Here is a 17106-nt window from a genome sequence, read left to right as displayed (position 1 = left end):
TAGCAATATTTCTAAGAATTTGAGAGGAGGCTTACATAGTGTTCGAGCATGTCGATGTCGATAGGGCGGCGCGGGAGAACGCTATCACCCGACCCAGATTGAGAGGTCCCCTTAATGAGGTCGCCGGTACCTCTGAGGCGTAGATCTGCCATTGCCACATCATACCCCTGCGTGCAGGTGGTCATGATGGCCATCCGTTTGAGGGTCGTTGGGGAGGGTGGGGTTGGTAGATAGAGGTCAAACAGGCCATGCCCGCCGGTTCTAACAAGTCGCCCCCGGAGTTGATGCAACTGGACAGCGCCCAGCCGGTCAGCGTGGTAGATGATTACTTGGGCAAGGTGGGGGATGGTAATGCCCGTCTCAACGACCGTCGTAGCAATGATGATGTGGGCCTCATGCGCCTTCATTGCATCAAGGGCCGCCTCGTTCTCTTCTTCCGTGCGGGCGCCGGTTGCATGAACGATCCGGGGCATATACCCGAGTCGTAGTGCCATGCGAGGCAAGATGCGCTCAAAATCAGCGACGACACGCGCAACACTGGCCTGCTCATCGTTAATGTCGGAGTCGGACTTTCCCCCACCTTTCCTTACCTTCCCTTCATCCTTCCTGGGGCAGACCACCATTACCTGCTTACCCTTCTCAAGGGTCATCAGGACGCGCTCCATGAGCTCAAGTCGATGGGCGGCCATAAAAACACGGCTCTCTATCTTACGTTTAACTGGGCACTGGGTAAGCCGGAACAAGTTGATGCTTGACCCCCAGCGAGAGAGTGCCATAGAGCGACATATCGGGGTCGCAGTGGCTTCGAGGAGATGGGCGGCTCCCAGCGCCTCACGTTGCGCCACGCTGAAACGTTGCTGTTCGTCGACCACGACCAGATCCCAGGCGCGGTCCCATTGCTGGTGAATAAGGCCGGTCGTTCCTACCCAGAGCGAGAATGAAGGGTCACTCACAGGGGCGCCATCTTGCATGAGCTGTGGATTGAACTCTGGGAATAGAGAGCAAAAAAGCTCGTGCATCTGGTTACAGAGGATCCGGCTTGGAAGCATGACAGCTACGCGACCACCCCCCCGGATGACTGCCGCAACAACCAGAGCGATCACATAGCTCTTGCCATAGCCGACATCTCCTAGCAGCAGATTTTGAGAGGGCGACTCACTCGCGCAGGCCTGCATGATGTCACGGGCGATAGAGATCTGCTCTCCGGTGAGCGGGAAGGGGACTCGCTCTGGTATGCCCTCGAACCCGCCGTTCGGGATGGGACGGACTGCTGGCTTGGGGGCGGGGCATGCGTGATGCAGCCGGTAGGCCTCGACATAAGCCGCCAGCCGCTCAAGGATCGCAAGACAGGCTTCGCCCTGATGAATGCTGGTGGGCCAGTGAGCGCCAGCGATAAGGCGGTCAAATGTCCAAGTACGACATCCTATTGCGCTTCGCATATCGGGTACCGGGATGTGGCCGACACTCTGGCGCAACCATTCCAGGCATGCAGGCATGCAATCGGTGAGGTTGTTGGTGATCAAGGTGAATACGCCGTCACGGGTTACCTTGCCCTTGATTGCTGGATACGTCGGGACTATGCGACCCACCTGCAAGGGTGGCACCCAACAGACGCGTTTGAGGTAGCAGCGGCCCACAAAGTCAGCGTCGACCTCGCCAGCGAACGATGCAAATTCCTGGTCGGGTAGCGCCTTGACCTCTTCCGCCGATGCAAATAGGGTCAATGAGAGGGTATTCCCCTGGTCATCATGGAGTTGCAACGAGAAACGCGGCTTCGTGCCCTGCACCCATCCTTGTTTCACGCACCAGCCTGATACCACCACGGCACCACCTATATGTCCCGGCAAGCGATTGAAGTCAGTCACTAGGTTTCGGTAGTCGCGGTACGCCGTCGGGAGTAGCAACGGTAGTTGATGTTTCTCAACTCCGAGCAGGTCCCACGGTTCTTTGCCTCGGTGCATTCAGCTTCCCCTTTCCATATATGGTGTATATTATCCTCAAAGAATAAACATGGCTATCTATGGAGAAAAAATGGCACTGATAGGTAAGGCGCATACACGCACAACGCTATACCGTACCTGCTATGAGTGGAATGCGGCATTAGGCTGGAGCCTGGCCGCATTTGTAATCGTGGGGATGGTGGCGCGGTCATGGGCTGGGCTTTCACCCGATGCCAGGTGGGTATATTTGGCAGTAATAGGGTATTGCCTGGTCGCAGGACTCAAAAACTTCGTTATGGCCGCCCCCGTCATTCGCGCACTCACCAGGATGTTCGTGACCGGTATGCTGTTTATCACTCCTACCGAATTGCGGATCCAAAACATGGTCGGCAAAAAAAGGGGTGATCAACTCATTACCGGCAATGACAATCAGGAAATGATGCTCGGATATGGCTATGACTGGGGGCCTGAGCACACGAACATGGCCTATCGGATCATGAACATGGATACCAAGCGTAGCCAAATCGTGATGCCACTGCCGGTGCGCTGGTATGTGCAATCGCACATGGCAGAGACGCGCAAGATGGGCGGGGTGCCGTGGATCTATAACCTGGGTGATTCCCAGCTACAGCGCATTCGGGCTGACAACTGGGCCGGTCATACCCTGATCACTGGGAACGTCGGTACCGGCAAAACGACATTACTGCGCCTGCTGTCGTGTGGCGCGATCCACATGGGGAATGTGGTGCTGGCCGTAGACCCAAAAAACGATAAGGACTGGCGCGATGCGATGAAAGCGGAATGCGATGCTTTAGGTATCCCGTTCTATTCCTTCCACCCGAGCCACGCTTCTACTTCCGTGGCCATAGACCCCTTGCGAAATTATGCCCGTGATACTGAGATTGCTTCACGTATCGCCGGGGTCGTGTCAGATCCGAATAAACCAGACCCGTTCCGTGACTTCTCTTGGTACGTGCTTTATCGAACCACAATTGGCTGCCGCTACATCGGTGAGCGTCCGACATTGGTTCGCCTGAAAAACTACATGCTGACCCACCGGAATGTGCTGTTTACGAAGGTGTTGAGTCGCTATTTCTCCGAACACTTTGGGCCTGATTGGTGGGATCAGCTCGATGGCGAGATCATGGCGCTTGGTGAAGATGACAAGCTGGCTGGGATGGTGGCCTTCTACCTTGAACGGATGCAGGCGACTCATCCTGAGCACGTTTGCGATGAGATGTGTGCTGCATACAAACACCCACACGAACACTACCAAAAAATGACGACATCCCTTCAACCACTGATGGCCAACCTAACCGCTGCGCCACTCGATGAGCTGTTGTCACCTGAATATGACGTTAACTCCGGTCGAAAGATCATCGACCTGAAATCGCTGTTTGACACGGGTGGGGTACTCCACATAGCCATCGACTCGCTCTCGGATCACCAAACGGCTTCAAAACTGGTGCAGCTCTTAGTGGCAGACGCCTCCGGTATTGCAGGAGCTCGATACAACACCGAGGGTGCTGACACTGGTAATAATCGTCGCGTCTCGCTCTTCTTTGACGAAGCCCACGCCGCGTTGTGCGAGCAGCTTCTCTCCCTGTTGGCTCAGGGCCGGGCAGCGAAACTGGAAATGACGGTCGTGACACAAACCATCCCAGACTTGGCAGCGAAGGCGTCTGAGGCCGTAGCAGATCGGGTGATCGGTCTTTGTAACAACTGGATCACCACCCGCGTTTCTGACCCGACGACTCAGACAAAGATGGCGGCCAACTTCGCCAAAGTCGATGTGGAGCAGAGAACCATCATGCACTCTCAACGTAGCGACACGAGCGATCAGAGCGATAAGTTTACTGGTGGCTTTAGCGAAAACCTGAGTACCACTGAAAAGGATGGCTTCCCAACACAACTCCTCGGTGATCTGCCGAAGCTCCAGTGTGTCGCTCGGTTGGCTGATGGCCGCAAGATGATGCTCAAAATCCCGGTTGTGACAAGGGAGGCAGCATGATCATCACCGAGGATGCCAACGATTCTGGCGGTAAGAAGGACACCCTCAAAGACATCCTGAAACTGATTGTATTCGTGATCTTGTGCGTGCTCCCGTTCTTGCAAGAGCGGGCGGCCTATCAGCTATCTGTTGAGGAGGAGATTGTTGATAACCAGGGGATGATGACGCTAGAGGGGTACCGGACTGCCAAGGGTGTTGCCGGTGGCATCTACAACTTTGTTATGACCGATCTTGGACTTTACAACTTCCTGTATGTGTCTCTGAAAAATACTCAGGTGCCACGGGATAGTTTCGAGAAGTTCTGGTCCAAGTTCCTGCTCGTCTCCGATCGAATAGTCGATAACCTCCCACTCATGATCTACCAAATGGGCTGGCGCCTGGGGGTCGCCGCATACTGGATTGTGTACTTCATACCCTTCTTCCTAGCCTGCATTTACAGCGGTACCCAGCATTGGAAGCTGTCTCTTGACCAGACTGCCGGGGCCAAAGTACAGCGATTCAAGCTCTACCGGGAAGCATCAAGAATCACCATCTTTGCGTTCCTCTTGTACCTGGTGGTGCCTACGGCGGGCGCTGCGTCAATGACGAAATACCTGGTCCCATCCGGGCTCATGCTGTGCGGCATCATGATCAACAGGATGATTGTCAGTTATCACAAATTGGTGTGATGAGAGAGATATAGTGAAACAGCGAGTTGACCTCGAAAATGTATAAGATTATCCTTTGTGGCGTTGTATCATCATGTTTCAATTAAATCGGAGAAAGTATGACTAAGACCATCGCTTTGCCAGCTTTGCCAGAGGCTAATTTCAGTATTAAATTCAAGCATGTCATCTTCGTAGCCCTGGTTATGGGTCTGCTGATGGTGATGGCACACGCAGGCGGTGATGCGACTGCCGTTGATGAAGTGTGGGATCAGTTGTCTGGCTGGGCCAAAGGGGCCCCAGGTAAGATCATCGCCCTGTTGAGCTTCATGAGCGCCATCTGGTTCGGCATCGTAAAACCCAACTATACCAATGCGATAGGTTCCCTCGTGTTCTGTATGTTGATGGCTAACGCGACCGACATCATCGAAAACTTCCTGGCCATGTCCCTGTAAGACATTATCAAAACCCATTGAGATGCCCGGCTACCGCTGGGCATTTTTTATGGTTTCACGTTACTGGAGAGCACCATGTCAGATCATCAATACCGTGTCCCATATCGACAAAACTACCCGACACTGGTCATGGGGGTAGAGGCACCCAAGCTAATCGGAGCAGTCATTATCTGGGTCGGCATGTCCATCTTTGACCTCAAAGTGCCTGGCGCTGGCCTCGCAATCGCCTACTGGATCTTCTACAGCAAGACTCAAGGGCATGGCACTCTGAAAGGTGGGGTAGTTCACACTCTTTGGCGAATGGGGCTTTGGGCAGACGGAAAAAAATATCAGTACGATCCAAACAATCCAGACCTTTACAGCTAATGAAAAATGCCATATCTTATCCCAATAAGATAAATGGGGGTGTTTATGGATTGTAAGATTAAATCGTTGAGTGCTGTGATGCTGGTCGCTTTAATGGCTGGTTGCGCCAGTGATGCAGAGAACCTGGCCCAGTCCCAGATTGATGCGGAGCAGCTGCGTCAGCAAGCCGCTGAAATGGCTCGGGCCAAGCAGACTGAAAAACTGCAAGACCAACTCGATGAGGTTGTGCCTGAATGGTACCTTGAGCCTCCCAAAATGGACGGTACCGGCATCTATGGTGTCGGAACGGCTCACACTAAGGACCTCGGTTTCTCCATTCGCAAAGCGAAGCTGGTGGCCATCTATGAAGCCGCCAAGGTCTTTAAGCTGGAAATGTCCGGTCAAGAACGCTCACTACAACGTGATGAAGGTGATGAAGGGGATGTTGCCCAGCGCACCGAGTTGCTGATTGATGCCCTGGTTGCTCGGGTGCCAGTGTCCGGCTACGACATCGTGAAAACCAAGGTGACTCCATACGATGGTCAATACCACGCCTTTGTGCTGGCAAAGATCCCGTTTGATGAGTTCAACAACGTGCTTCGGATGAACAAGGACAAGCTCAAAGGAGAGTTCGACGGAGCCTTTGATGCCCTTGAGAAGCGTCTAAACGAACGTGAGGCTCGTGCCGCTGCCTCAGCCGGGGTGACGGCCCCTGTATCTGCTCAGATTGCCCCGGCTGAACTCTCGGCGCCTCAGGCTACCTCTCCACTTCAACCTGCTCTGCAAACGGCTGAGAGCGCCAATGCAGAGATCGCAAAGATGCTCGCCGGAGGGAAGTGATATTAAGGGTGTAACTCATCAGGCGTTTGCCGTGACCCTCGCGGCACTCGCCATTAATGCTGGTGGTCTACACATAAGCCCATGGGTTGGCCTGCCGTTGGCCAGTTTCGGTAGCTTGATCCCTGACATAGACCATCCCGAATCGAAGCTCGGGCGACGGGTCTATCCGTTGTCGAGTTTGCTGTTCCAATTTGCAGGCCACCGCGGCTTTTTTCATAGCCTTGTGTTCTGGGGTATGATGACGTTCGCGTTCTATCTGGCCAATAGCTATCTGGGACAGGGGTACTTGCCTGAGGCGTGGCTCCTCATCTCGATAGGCCACCTAAGCCATCTGCTGGGGGACATGTTATTTGGCCGGTACGGTGTCCAGGTGCTCTGGCCTATCCGGCGCCGGATCCGGATTGTGCCCGGCTCTTGGTCGGTGGGGGGGGTCCACGAATTCCTGTTCCTCTGTCTGTTTGTGGTTATCACGGCCTACGTGACGGGTGCCACCATTTAGCCAGCCAGACCACCCTTGCGGTGGTCTTTTTATTCCAGCCTTTCCTCGCTTTCCCCCGGATTACTGGTCATAGCTTTCAAGCTCATATATCATGAAAAATGCATCAGCCTGTCTTTTTAGGTTATCCAAAGACGATTATGAATTGTTTGTTCATCTGTCCAGGTGAATAGCCCAGTTGAGCAGGGAGATTAGGGCATGACAAAAATGAAACCGAGCAAGATTGCCGCACTGGTGTTGCTCGCACTCTCGGGTCCTGCGGGCGCCCAGATTTACGAAATGTCCTACACAGACACCAATGGGGTCACCGTAGTCCGAAAGCCAACAGTGCGATGGCACAATCCAAACGGTGAAATTATTGTTACCCACATTGCAGGGCTGGATCGAAAGGTAAAAGTGGAACTGCTTAAAGGTTCGACGGTTTTGCAGAGCCAGACAAGCGCACTTATCTCGGTTGCAAACCGGATCAAGTCCAGTGATGGCACGGAGTTCTATGGGGTAAAATTCAACCTGACCAAGCCCGTTGACGATAATTTCATACTTCGTTCGACAGTCTATGACGTAAATGGCCAACAGGTGTCGACCAACAGCTATGAGTTCAACGTTGATACGGTGCCGCCGGTTATTTCCGGCGACTTTGTGTATACCGTCAGTGGGTGGACTCAGGGGCGAATAGATATTTTCGGCAGAGACAATATTCAGAACCGGATCTCCATCAGCGGCATTAGTGATGATCGTTCAGGTTTGGCAGGTGCCAGATACTTTGCTGTCGATAAGAATGGCACCAAGCGTAGCAAGGCCGTCAGTATGGGCCTGTCTTCCCCGAGCTCTATCTCGATGTTGGCCAATGATGCCTCTGCTTCTGATGTGACCCCGATTGACCACAGCGCGTACACCGTAGGGTTTGAGGTGGTCGATGTGGCCGGGAATACAGGTTCAAAAAGCAGAGTCAGTGAGATTGATAACTCCATCCCTCCTTATGAGTTAGAAGTCTGGAACTCCTCAGCTAATCAGTGGCAAAAGAAAGGGACAGCGGTCTCCTACGAAAACCCGGTCAAATTCCGGGTGAAGTACCCGAAGTCTGAGCACGTCGATTTTAATGGCACCAAATTTGGCATTGCGGCGGGGTATAACAAGACAGATGAAAACTTCACCTACAACGAAGGGTCGGCTGCGATTCCTGCGAACTCGCAATCATATTGGCTAATCCAAACCCTGAGCGGTGTGCCACAGCACATATCGTTCACACTCCTGAATGATGTCCCGTTAGGTGGGGCAGCGGTGCGGGGGCCCAATGCGCTTTCATATCGTTATCGCATAGCTGGTGGTCAGATCGTCGATGGCACCACGCCGACGCTTTCCAAACCAGGGGCAGTCGACTTCTATGAGGTGACGGCGGAACCGCGACCGTATGTGCAGGTCGTCAGTGCCAATGGCCAGTCCTGCGAAATCCCTGCCAATGAGTCTCGTTGTAGCTTCGATCCGAAGATAACCATCTCATCAGGGCGGGGATATGCGCCGTATTCTGTCTGGATCAAGAACAAGACAAACCCTGCGCTGGCACAGTTCTCCACGCACATTTACACCTACTGGGACTTCAATCCTCCAGTGATTGAGGGTATGGCGGTCGACCAAGAGAAAAAGACGGTCACGTTGAGAGCACGGGATCCTGATCGTCTTTCTAGCTGGCAAATCTCTATGTGGGACACCCGAGACTTCTACGTGGAGGCCACAGAGCAATCCGGGGCCACAAAAAGGCTACCGCTGGTTGGCTCCAGGGATGAAAGTGTCTGGGTTAAAGAGAGAGTGTTCTCATTTGCAGGATTACCCAGCGGGACGTATGTCATGAAAGGCTCCGCAACAGATACCTATGGCAACAATGCGGTAATGTCTGTCGCTGCAAAAACCATTGATAGCGTACCGCCTTCGCTCACCTTTAAGTACCTTGGTGGCGCAGCCCCCAATGAGATCGGGGTGATCAAAGATCTTCGCGTCGATGTTCGTGACGATTTGGATTCGGCCCCGGTGGTTAAAAGAATGGCCCTATCCGGCGGACCAATCAATGACGCACTCGATTTGGGCTTTACAAAACAACCCGATGGTTGGCAACCAGAGGTCCCCCGGATGTTTCCCACAATTGAAGCCGGGCAGGAGTACACCCTCAATATCACCGCCTCCGATGCCCAAGGCAACATCGCCACGGCAAGCCAGACCTTCTCGCTGAGCCCTCAGAACATGGTTCGCCATGAAGGGATCACCGTGTTGGCGACGTCGCAGTCCTTGCTGGACAGCAACGACAAACCACTTGGCAAGATCAGCTTCAAGGGAGCGTTGACCGACGGTGGTTCGCAAAGCCGGGGCCCCCAGGCTGGTTATTTCACCCTGCGCCGTGACTCAGCCTTTGCGGTGATGTTCAACGGGACAAAGGTCGCACCGGGCGAAACCAAGGATGTGGTGATCCCGCTTGATGCCACGGGCTCAGTGACTCTGCCGGTCTGGCCTGCTGACACCGGAGTGAAAGGCAAGGCCAGCTACATGCTGGACATTCCGCAGTTGGTTGTGAACTAACAGATCGCTCACCGGGAGGTGAAGATTTCCACCTCTAACACTCAACGGGGTCTCCATAGTGGAGGCCCCGTTTCTTTATGCTCACTCGGAATCCGGTGATCGAATCCAATATCACAGCCAAATCACCGATATTTGGCGTCAAATTGCCGCTCTGGCTGGTCAGAAAGACATCGCCGTTATACCATAGAAAATGGTTCTGGGTATCTTTACAGGTTATGCTGAGCCAATTATTAAATAATCACCAGCACAGAACCGGCTACATCAGATTAAACAGGGGGCCTGGAGATGCAGGAAATATCGAAAATGACAAAAATCGCAGCGCTGGTGATGATCCCACTGGCTGCTCCGGTGAGCGCCCAGGTCTATGAATTGTCCTTCACAGACACCAATTCAGCGGCCGTGGTCAAGAAACCTGACCTAACTTGGTACAACCCCAATGGGACCATCATTGTCACCACGATCTCAGGGCTGGATCGCAAGGTCAAGGTCGAGCTGTTGAAAGGTGGGTCTGTTGTTCAGACTCAATCCTCTGGCGTGATAACCGTTGCAAACCGGATCTCCGGGAGTGACGGAAACGAATTTTACGGGGTGAAATTCAACCTGACGAAGCCAGAGGATGGCAATTACATCCTCAGAACAACGGTATACGACCTCAACAACGTACAAGTCTCCGTCAACGACTACCCATTGAATGTAGATACCGTACCGCCCACTGGAAATCCGATCTCGACGACGGCAACGGGATATGGTCGCGTCACGACCGGGGCGGAATGGTTGCTTGGGCGGGGTGGCTCCGAAAGCCCCGACATCACAATAAGCGTACAGGATGAAGCCTCCGGTATTGCCAGTGGCAAGTTTGTGATCTATCGGGGGGATGACTCTGCCTGCTGCCAGAAAAACCTAGCGCTGGTGCAGGCCACAAATAGCTTTAACGTTCCACTTAAGACTATTTTCCCAACCTCTAACTTGGATGAGTTGTTCAAGCTGGAATTCCAGATCAAGGACAAGGCAGGCAATATCTTCTACTCCCGTAGGCAAAATGCCAGATGGGATAACGTAGTGAATGCTCCTGGTGTGTTTGGTGTCTACAACCCCAACTCCAGCAATACCTTGGGGCCGGGACTGTCCAAATTTGATGCCTACACCCCAGGCATGGCAGTTTTTACCAACCCAATCCGGTTGGCCTATCGCCTCCCCAAATCGAACTATGCCCCTCTGGTGCAGTCTGGGTTGAATATAAGCAATGCCGTGGGCGAGGTCGCCAAGGTTGGAGAGGACGACACCTATGTTTACCTGACGATGACCATACCGTTCGGTATGAAAAATGAAAACTATGTCAAATGGACCAACTTCGGTACATGGTCTGGGGGGCCTATCGACTACAACCTGACCCTTGGCGAGGGGGTGTCTGATTCCCCCGTGCTTCGTAAGGTGGAATATCTCTATTCGGACATCGGCTGGGGGTCTTGGGCGCGCATGATAGATAACAGCGCACTACCGATCAGCATCAGCCAGATCAGATATACAGTCGACCCCAGGCCTTACCCCCAACGGGTTGAGCATTACGCCAACTGCACAGTACCGGCCAATGAAACAACCTGTACGGCAGATTGGTCAACGACGCTGGCCAAAGGCACCACTGGCTATATCCATGGTGGCTTGAATGTCTTTGACGACACCCGCGTTTTGCGCTCCCAGCCAGCCTGGGCCGATGTGGACTGGAATGACCTGCACTATCCGAGTATTGCGCAAACCTACAATGCTACCACGAAGCTCCTCACGCTTAACATTAACCAGCCTGCCAGAGGCTCCTACTTCGACCGGTTGCGTCTGAAAGATGTCTGGCTTGAAAGCGGCGGTGTTAAAGTCGGGATCGCTGGAAAAAAAACGGGTGAATTGGGGCCGGACTACACGTACCAGTTCGATCTGACTCAGCTTCCCCAGGGGGACTATAACCTTGTTGCCGTAGCGCAAGAGATGCACGGTCCAAAATCTACCCTGGATCTGTTCCCGATCTACTCGGATAAAACCAAACCAACCCTCCAGGTGAAATATCAAAATGCCGTCGTTCCCACTGAGATTGAGACGATCAAGAACCTGCGGGTGCTGCTGACCGATAACTACGATACCGCGCCGGTGATCACCCGAATGACGCTGAGCGGCGGCCCGATAAATGATGCGTTGGATCTGGGGTTCTCCAAGCTTGCCGATGGATGGCAACCAGAAGTCCCTCGGATGTTCCCCACCCTTGATGCCGGGCAGAAGTACACCCTCAACGTCACCGCCTCCGATGCCCAAGGTAACATCGCCACGGTAAGCCACACCTTTTCGTTGAGCCCGCAGAACCTGGTTCGCCACGACGGGATCACTGTGTTGGCAACGTCACAGTCCTTGTTGGACAGCAACGACAAGCCACTTGGCAAGATCAGTTTCAAGGGAGCGCTGACAAGCGGTGGCTCCCAAAGCAGGGGGCCCCAAGCTGGTTATTTCACCCTGAGCCGTGACTCGGCCTTCGCGGTGATGTTCAACGGGACAAAGGTCGCACCGGGCGAAACCAAGGATGTGGTGATCCCGCTTGATGCCACGGGCTCAGTGACTCTGCCGGTCTGGCCTGCTGACACCGGAGTGAAAGGCAAGGCCAGCTACATGCTGGACATTCCCCAGCTCACGGCAAACTAAGCCACCATCAGAAACACAAAGGGCACCATTAGGTGCCCTTATCTTATCGCTGATTAGGTCAATCCTTGGGGAGGATCTTTAGCAGTTACTTCCGTCATGTACCCAAACCACAGCCTCATCAAAAACCCCGTCAAATCGCATTCTAGCGAACCAAAATGCCGCTCGTAACCACCTCATCGCGCTGGCGAGAATCTGAATTTTCTCGGCGATTTACACACTGCCACTGGTTAAAAGAGGTACGAGTCACTATCATGGGAAATGGCAATGGTTAGCCTGATCGGCATACCTTGAGCAAATTTGGCATTTTACGTGGCGGAATCACCAAATGAACTCACAAGTGATTAGTTAGTTCATCTTGTGGTCCCGCTTTTAACACCCGCATTGAGACGTTTATCGGAATCCTGATGAATGGTGGTCCAGCGGAGTGATCGCTATCAAGAGGACATATGAAACTGAAAACAACACGCATAGCTGCACTTGTAGGTATGGCCATCAGTCAGTACGCCGTTGGCGCGTCAATGACGGTAACAGGTGATATTTACTCCAAAGTCCCAGCCGTAAAAACTAACCCACAGGGAACCCTTTATGAGGGCGTAAAGGAGTCTGTCGTTAAGTTGTCCTCCGATAACGACGGCTGCCGCGTCCTCTACTCACCAACGACCACGGCGCCGAGTGGTGTTGTTGGATGCTACTTGTCTGTGTTGGACAAAGACCTGCCCGTGGGGATGGTTTACAAACCGCTCGATGGAGCACTTGTGGGGTTCGCCAGCCAAAAAGGGGATATGTCTGTCCCCTACGAGATCTACTACCGATCCGGTAGCGCCCAGACCGCCGTTAAAGTGGGCTCAGGATTCCTGCCATTTAGAATCGTGGGAACGGTGCCTCCGGTTATCACCGGCATCGCGGGCAAGTTCGATAAATCGTCATGGCTGGATGGCAAAGAACCGCAGATCCACAAGCGCCAAGCAACGGGGGCGTTGAAAGTCTCTGTTGAACCGCGGCCATTTGATCAGAAGGTTGTAATAGACCAGTTCTCTAACTGCACGGTGACAGAAGGGGCTGATAACTGCGTGGCTACCAACTCCTCCATGGTGAACGTGCGTGGCACTGATGATGTTGGCAGCAAGGTCATGGCGGTTGATGTGAACTCATCCAATAGCTATTTCGCCCCGGTGTTGGATCAGGTCGCATTGTCTTGGGACTTCCGCCCGCCGGTAGTAGGCGATTCCATTCATGGGAATCTCCAAGACCCGCTCGCCGAGATTAAAACGGCCTCCGGCACTCAGACCGTTCCGTTTAGCTTCTTGGCGGCTCTGATAAATTCACCGCACAACGACCCAAAAGACGACTGGTGGAACCCAGATTCTATCAAGCTGCGACTGGCGCCGGACCTTAACACCAAGCGGAAAATTTACCTCTCCTACAAGGGTAAAACCCTCTTTAGTGTTGCAGCGACCACGCATGACAACACGACGGTGAGCGTCAAGCCGAAGGGTAATTGGGTAAAAACTGGTACTCAGCAGTTCCGGTATGACTTCGACCTCAGTGACGTTAAGGATGCCGATTTCCTGGCGACGATGGAAGTTACCGACAAATACGGCAACACCAGCACCTCAGCCGAGAAAGCTATTCGACTTGACCGTTATGCACCCGTAGTTGGCTTGTTTGCTGCTGACCTGACAGGTGTTGTCGAGAATGAGTCGGTCTTTTTCCCCGAGCGTCTTGTCGTCGCTGCCCATAACGGCTACGACGATGGCCTCAAAGAGGTGAGTGCCAAATTTGGCCCAGTAGACTTACAACTCACGGCCACTGACACGCCTGGCGTTTTCACCATCGCTAAGGGCGACTACTCCAAGCTTGTACCGGGCAATACCTACCAGGTTGTCGTATCGGCCACTGATAAGTCCGACCGGACTACCACCAAGACCTATTCTGTTCGCTATGCGGCTACAGATCTCTCTTTCAACTCGACACCGGCTAACCCTGTCCAGTTTGTGCAACGTTCCGTTGTCAAAATCAGCACATCCGGTTACCAGTGCCCGATGGCCTTTGACGAAGATAAGGCGTTGGCCGCAGCCGCTCTGGACGGCAAAGTGTACTGCTTCGCTGAATGGAAGCTACCAACTGGCATCAACGCGAGCGTCAATGAACTTGGCAAGCTGACTCTTGAGGGCTTCATAGAGCAAGAGACCGGCTTGGTTGAATACACCCTCATGGCAGTCAGTCCCGAGGGCGCTAAGATGACGGTGAGAAAGGGGACCTTTGACATCGCGCCGAAGGCGGTGGATAAACCTGAGATCTCTTTCAACGGTCGTCGCATGCAAGGCGACAACGGGTTTATGTTGGACAACAAGGGCGGCGCCGCCGGTAGCGTCATCGTCACATCGTCCCCTGGTGACCTTGAGGTGGCCGTCAATGTCACAGGCATCACGAATACAACGAACACAGTAGTCATGCGCCCACGTAGCAACGGCCAACCGAGTAAAACTTCTCAGTTGATCAAGGTGCCGAAGAGTGACATTTGGAGCGTTTTCCCCATAAAGGTACAGGCCAAATACAAGCGCACCGATAAAATTAGTGCTGAGAAAGAGGGCAAAATCTACATTGTCCCCAGTAAGCAAGTGCGTATCACCCTGGAAGGGCTGGATCGTGAATCTGCCAACACCTCAACCACGGACATCACCTCCAAAGTCGGTATCTACGACTCCAAGACCAATAAGGTGAACTATTCAGCCGGTGATCACGGCGAGTGGATCATGGGCCTTGTTCAGGAGGTCGTTACCCGCGACAAGGGCGCAGTGACTAAGACCTTGGTACCTATATCTGACAAGATCAAGACGGATGCAAACGGTGAAGCGAAGCTGGTGTTTGATCCGGATAAGACCACGGGCCGAGCTGTGACCTACATGGTCGTCGGTGATGTAATCAGTCCATTCGACAAATTCTCCCTCCAGATCAAGTCACGCAAGCAGCGTGTCAGCCTGATCAAAGGTGTCGGAGTCGATGGCACGCCAAGCAACATCGAGATCGTTGATCGCGTCCCGATGAAGGCTGACATCAAAATTCGCCCCGACAGCCAAGATGATAAAAAGGCGCTTGGTCAGGTGGAATGGCAAATAAGGGAGGGTGACTCAGGCGAATGGACTACAGCACCCAACGCCACGGCCAGGGCGACCTACACATTCCAAACAGCCGTTGCAGGCAAATGGCAGGTGCGAGCCATTTTGCATAACCGCGTCACTGGCGTGACCAAGCCCACAGACATAACCACCCTTGTTGCCTACGAGCGCCCTGAAATCAAGCTCGTGCAGGATAATGTTGCGATCAAGGGGCAGGCGGTCACCCTGACTGTGGCGGGCGATCACGGTGCTAACATTGATGACGCACTTAACGTTCAATGGTCCACCGACGGAAAGACCTGGGTCGATGGTGATGTGACAAACGAGATCATGCCAGCAGCGGATAGCAACTACATCTACGCCCGTGCCGAGTTCGCCTCAACGGAAGATGAAGCTAAAGACAAGAGCTGGGTTACCACAAAGATCATGCCGCGTACCATCATGCCGAAGCCGATCCGGGCAAGCGTGGAAGGCCCTGATAAGGTAGAGATTCAGAAAGAGCTCACGCTAAAGGGCAGCTTCAAGAACGACTATCAGCTCGTGAAGGACGTTAAGTTCGTTGAGGAGTGGGTGTTGCCTGACGGCTCCACAGCCGAAGGCAATGAGCTGAAATACACCCCGACCGAGGCCAGCAAAAGCCTCCAGTTTATCTACCGTGTGTGGGTCGATGGCTTCAAAGATGCAACCATCAAGGAAGTTAAAAAAACGATAGATACATGGAGCTATAACTTCCCACGGTTCCTCTCCAGCCAGCGCCAGTATTTCAAGGTGGCGCCAACCACCATTGAGATCCGCAACACCTCACTGCTGCCAAACACACCAGGCGTGACGTTTAACTTTGAAGTGATGCCGACTCCGGGGGTCGAACAGGTGAGCTTTAAAGATGGGCGATACATTGCCCAGATTAAGGAGCCCGGTATCTACAACATCCAGGTCAAACTCAGTGATAACCGGGGCAACGTCGAGACGAAGGAACACCTGTTTGCGGTGGATGAGGCGATCCCGATGCAGGCGAGCCTCACACCGTCATTTAGTAACAAGTTCATGCGTGAGCCGCTGAACGTAACGATGAACAGCTCTATCGACCTCGATCACCCATCAGACAAATTGACCGAATATGGCTGGTCACTGGATGGCGTGGACGTTACCGATCCTATCCGTCGCCAGATGTTTGCCGGGTTGAAAGCGGGTCAGCACACCATCGTATTCAATGCTGTGAGCGATTTTGGGCAGCGGGCCAGCTTGAACTACGAGTTCACGGTCAACCCCAATACGCCGCCTGAATGCGAGCTCCAGCCGAGCTATACCCGCGCCTCGGTCAATCTCAAGATGTCCTGCAAGGACGCCGATGGGAAGATGGTTGCGTACCGCTGGAGGATTAACGGCCAAGGTGTTTCAAATACCAGCTATGCCGTGAGCTTGACGAAGGCGCTCAACCCCTGGCCGTTGGAAGTTGAAGCGGTAGGTATCGACGATTCCGGCGATGAAACGAGCGTGAAAATGACGCTCACCGGGCAGTAAGTATTTGTGTCTTGTGCATCTCTTTGGGGGGCTTCGGTCCCCCTTTTTTAATGGCAGGTGACGGGCTACTTGCCCGCAAAGGGATAGATGATGAGCGTTACAGTTGAGCAAGCTGCGGATCCGGCACACACGCTTCCCAATGTGTTCTCAAATCACGCAGGCCTAGAGCCTTGGAGTGGGAAGGATGTCGATCAGCTGACCCAGGAGGATATGGTCATGATCTGGACCTATTGTTCAGAGCATGGCTACCGAGATGGCTGGAACGATGAGTTCAGCAAGCGGCCAGGAGAGGGAAGGGAGGGGCCTTTTCACAGGCAACTATTTGGCGGCGAGCTCCACGCCCAGTGGCAGCATAACTACGATCTTGACATCCTCCCCCACCTTAGCGCTTCGCGTCACAGGAGGGGGATCCCCATTACTGGGTGATAGCTGCTCGCGCAGTACCGGGTTCCTGCTTCATCGGGCGGCCTGATTGCACCACGCCTCCA

The 17106-nt window shown here is 53.5% G+C and carries 10 protein-coding genes; 9 read left to right on the top strand and 1 reads right to left on the bottom strand.

The genetic code is table 11. The annotated features are described in order from the left end of the window. Nucleotides 1-11 precede the first annotated feature (11 nt). Nucleotides 12-1802 (bottom strand): helicase-related protein, encoded by a 1791-nt coding sequence (locus tag OKC31_RS19540; protein ID WP_270657433.1) that lies wholly within the window; start codon nt 1800-1802, stop codon nt 12-14. 208 nt (nt 1803-2010) lie between these two features. Here OKC31_RS19540 and traD point away from each other — a divergent pair, with 208 nt between their 5' ends. The 9 genes from traD (at nt 2011) to OKC31_RS19495 (ending at nt 16618) form a co-directional block, all read left to right on the top strand. Continuing rightward, nucleotides 2011-3951 (top strand): conjugative transfer system coupling protein TraD, encoded by a 1941-nt coding sequence (gene traD / locus OKC31_RS19535; protein ID WP_270657432.1) that lies wholly within the window; start codon nt 2011-2013, stop codon nt 3949-3951. Further along, complete coding sequence (locus tag OKC31_RS19530) at nt 3948-4619, top strand: DUF4400 domain-containing protein (RefSeq protein WP_270657431.1); 672 nt, start codon at nt 3948-3950, stop codon at nt 4617-4619. Before traD ends, OKC31_RS19530 begins: the two co-directional genes overlap by 4 nt. 98 nt (nt 4620-4717) lie before the next feature. Continuing rightward, nucleotides 4718-5050, top strand: a complete 333-nt coding sequence (locus OKC31_RS19525; RefSeq protein ID WP_270657430.1) for a hypothetical protein — start codon at nt 4718-4720, stop codon at nt 5048-5050. Between the two features lie 75 nt (nt 5051-5125). Beyond that, a complete protein-coding gene (locus OKC31_RS19520) occupies nt 5126-5416 on the top strand; it encodes a hypothetical protein (RefSeq protein WP_270657428.1) in 291 nt (96 codons plus the stop codon). Between the two features lie 45 nt (nt 5417-5461). Then, complete coding sequence (locus tag OKC31_RS19515; RefSeq protein WP_270657427.1) at nt 5462-6235, top strand: hypothetical protein; 774 nt, start codon at nt 5462-5464, stop codon at nt 6233-6235. Beyond that, entirely contained in the window at nt 6198-6734 is a 537-nt protein-coding gene (locus tag OKC31_RS19510; protein WP_270657426.1) for a metal-dependent hydrolase, read from the top strand. The genes OKC31_RS19515 and OKC31_RS19510 overlap by 38 nt, the downstream gene beginning before the upstream one ends. A gap of 195 nt (nt 6735-6929) precedes the next feature. Beyond that, entirely contained in the window at nt 6930-9299 is a 2370-nt protein-coding gene (locus OKC31_RS19505) for an Ig-like domain-containing protein (RefSeq protein WP_270657425.1), read from the top strand. Between the two features lie 303 nt (nt 9300-9602). After that, nucleotides 9603-11978, top strand: coding sequence for an Ig-like domain-containing protein (locus tag OKC31_RS19500; protein WP_270657424.1), 2376 nt, complete (start codon nt 9603-9605; stop codon nt 11976-11978). A gap of 446 nt (nt 11979-12424) precedes the next feature. Further along, complete coding sequence (locus tag OKC31_RS19495) at nt 12425-16618, top strand: hypothetical protein (protein WP_270657423.1); 4194 nt, start codon at nt 12425-12427, stop codon at nt 16616-16618. The last annotated feature ends 488 nt before the right edge of the window (nt 16619-17106 follow it).

This window comes from Aeromonas sp. Y293-4 (assembly GCF_027705905.1).
GTDB classification, from domain to species: domain Bacteria; phylum Pseudomonadota; class Gammaproteobacteria; order Enterobacterales; family Aeromonadaceae; genus Aeromonas; species Aeromonas veronii.
Note: the sequence above shows the minus strand (reverse complement) of the source record. Positions and strands in the feature narration are given on the sequence as shown.